Origin of the sequence: Variovorax ureilyticus (assembly GCF_037889935.1) — a bacterium.
In the GTDB taxonomy this organism is placed as follows: domain Bacteria; phylum Pseudomonadota; class Gammaproteobacteria; order Burkholderiales; family Burkholderiaceae_C; genus Variovorax; species Variovorax ureilyticus.
Genome location: NZ_JBBKZU010000046.1, coordinates 1 through 2495, shown reverse-complemented (window position 1 = coordinate 2495; position 2495 = coordinate 1). Strand labels below are relative to the sequence as shown.

The 2495-nt window shown below is 65.3% G+C and carries 4 protein-coding genes; all 4 read right to left on the bottom strand.

All coding sequences use genetic code 11. The annotated features are described in order from the left end of the window. Positions 1-39: 39 nt before the first annotated feature. Positions 40-1560, bottom strand: coding sequence for an IS66 family transposase (gene tnpC, locus WKW77_RS34910; protein WP_340361463.1), 1521 nt, complete (start codon positions 1558-1560; stop codon positions 40-42). A 119-nt stretch (positions 1561-1679) separates the two neighbouring features. Beyond that, entirely contained in the window at positions 1680-1865 is a 186-nt protein-coding gene (gene tnpB, locus WKW77_RS34905) for an IS66 family insertion sequence element accessory protein TnpB (protein ID WP_340361462.1), read from the bottom strand. Positions 1866-1869: 4 nt separating this feature from the next. After that, the gene (locus WKW77_RS34900; protein ID WP_340361461.1) at positions 1870-2013 is read right to left on the bottom strand and encodes a hypothetical protein; all 144 of its coding nucleotides are present in this window, start codon (positions 2011-2013) and stop codon (positions 1870-1872) included. Continuing rightward, on the bottom strand, positions 2010-2417 hold the full coding sequence (tnpA, locus tag WKW77_RS34895; RefSeq protein ID WP_340361460.1) for an IS66-like element accessory protein TnpA: 408 nt from the start codon (positions 2415-2417) through the stop codon (positions 2010-2012). The genes WKW77_RS34900 and tnpA overlap by 4 nt, the downstream gene beginning before the upstream one ends. Positions 2418-2495 lie beyond the last annotated feature (78 nt).

Sequence of the window (2495 nt, the reverse complement as noted above, 5' to 3'; positions counted from 1 at the left end):
GTAAGCACTCGGTGATCCCGTCTTGACGACGGGCGCAGATCAGGAGGTCGCTGCTGGTTGCCAGCGATGGGGCAACAACTCGTCGATCCGGCTGGCCGGCTGCGTGGGCAACCGCTCGAGGATGTCTTTCAAGTATGCGTGCGGCTCGTGCCCATTCAGGCGCGCCGAGTTCACCAAGCTCATGACGGCTGCGGCTCGCTGGCCGGCGCGCAAGCTGCCGGCGAACAGCCAATTCGACCGGCCGAGCGCGATGGGCCGGATCTGGTTTTCCACCCGGTTGTTGTCCGCGGGCAGGTCGCCATCGTCGATGTAGCGCGTCAGCGCCTGCCAGCGCTTCAAGCTGTAGTCGATGGCCCTGGCGGTGGCTGACCCTTCGGGCACCTTCTGTCGCTGCGCGGTGAGCCACTGGTGCAACGCATCGGCCACCTTGCGAGAGCGCTCTTGGCGGATGCGCTTGCGCTCCTCGGCCGCAAGCGCAGCCACATCGCGCTCGATGTCATAGAGCTCGCCGAAGAACTTCAGCGCTTGCTCGCCGACTGGACTGCCGTGGTTGGCCCACAGCTCATGGAACTTGCGTCTCGCGTGCGCGAGGCAGCCGGCCTCTGTGACGCCGAGCTCGAAGCATGCCTTGTAGCCCGAGAAGTCATCGCACACCAGTGTCCCGCACCAGCCATGCTCACCCGTGAGGCCGAGGAAGGCTCGGGCATGCTGGCCGCCTCGGCCTTCGGCGAAGTCGAACACCACGGCACGCAGGGCGCTGTAGGCCGTCGTGCAGTAGCTCCAGAGGTAGGCCCGATGCGTCTTCCCGTTGCCGGGCTTGAGCATCGCCACCGACGTCTCGTCGGCATGCAATACACGAGCCTGGAGCATCTCGCGCTTGAGCGCATCCACCAACGGCTGCAATTGCACGCCGCACTGGCCAACCCAGGCGCCCAGCGTGGAACGAGGGATGGCCAGGCCAGCGCGACCGAAGATGGCTTCTTGCCTGTACAGCGGCAGGTGATCGAGGTACTTGGCCACAAGCACCTGGGCCAGCAGTCCGGCCGTAGGGATGCCCTTGTCGATGATGTGCGGCGCCACCGGTGCCTGGATCAGGGTCTCGCACCGCGCGCATACCCACTTGCCGCGAACGTGGCGCTCCACCGTGAACACGCCGGGCTGGTAGTCGAGCTTCTCGGACACATCCTCGCCGATGCGCTCAAGCCTGCAGCCGCATGCGCAGGTGGCGCTCAGAGGCTCGTGATGGATCTCGCGGCGCGGCAGGTTCGCTGGCAGCACCTGGCGCTTGGGTTGCTGCTTGTCATGCGGCGCAGTCTTGGCAGGTGCGATCTGCTCCAGCTCACGCTCCAGTGCCGCGAGATCGGCGTCGATGGTCTCATCCAGCAGGCTCTTCTGCTCGGCTGTGAAGGCTTCGGACTTCGCGGCGAACTTCAGCCGCTTGAGCACGGCCATCTCGTGCGTGAGCTTGTCGATGGCAGCCTGCTTGAACGCAATCTCGTGGTCGCGTCGCTGGATCTCCAGCTTGCTGGTTTGCACTTGGCCCATGAGCGACTGCACCATCTCGCGCAGTTGCTGCGCGTCCAGGTGGTCGAGGTTGGTGGCCGTGTCGCTCACGGAAGGCAATGATGCCCCAGGACACTGGGGCGAGCATCAGCAACTTCGGCAATTGCGCTACCGCGCTACAGCACGCAGATGACGCCGGCCTCGCCGACGCGTTGCCAAGGCAGGCCAAGGACTAAGGCATCGAACTGCGCACGGCTCAAGCCAAGTGTTGGCGCGGCATCGTTGGGCCAGATGAACTTGCCCTGGTGCAGCCGCCTGGCCGCCAACCAGATTCCGATGCCATCGTGCACGAGGACCTTCATCCGGTTAGCCCGACGGTTGGCGAACAAATAGGCGTGATGCGGCCTGGCGGCAGCCGAACACGCGCACGACGCGCGCCAACGCAGCTTCGGTGCCCGAGCGCATGTCCAGCGGTTCCACGGCCAGCCAGACGGCTTCGACCTTGATCACCGCAGGAGCTCGCGCAGCCAGCCGCCGCACTCGCTGGCCAACCCAACCGGCCAGGTCACGACGACACTCATGGCGCCACGCCGTAGCTCTATGTGGATGTCACTGGGCGGGGCGGCCGGCCCGGTCGCAGCGGGCAGTTGAACGGGCACGAATGCCGCAGTCAAAGAGGCCGAAGCGGCGCTGGGCAAAGCCTTGGGCGCATCGAGCGGCGCCGGTCCGCGCGGTGGGACTTCCGCGTCACGTACCCATCGACGCACCAGGTTCGCATTGATGCCGTTGGCCATGGCCACCGACGCTGACGATACGCCCGGCTTACTGCACGCTGCCACCACGTGCGCCTTGAACTCCGGGCTGTGCTTGCGTCGCCGCCGACGACCTGCGCTAAGAGCAACTGTAGTGTCCATTTCTCCACCAAGAAGTTAAGTGGAGTAGTGGATCCTTGCGCATACGACGAAATCAAGACGGGATGGCTAGCCGCTTAC

What these genes read in the sequence shown, in the direction of transcription:
- tnpB (WP_340361462.1), bottom strand. Translation starts at nt 1,865, where the DNA reads ATGAAGGTCCTCGTGCACGATGGCATCGGAATCTGGTTGGCGGCCAGG.
- tnpA (WP_340361460.1), bottom strand. Translation starts at nt 2,417, where the DNA reads ATGGACACTACAGTTGCTCTTAGCGCAGGTCGTCGGCGGCGACGCAAG.
- tnpC (WP_340361463.1), bottom strand. Translation starts at nt 1,560, where the DNA reads ATGGTGCAGTCGCTCATGGGCCAAGTGCAAACCAGCAAGCTGGAGATC.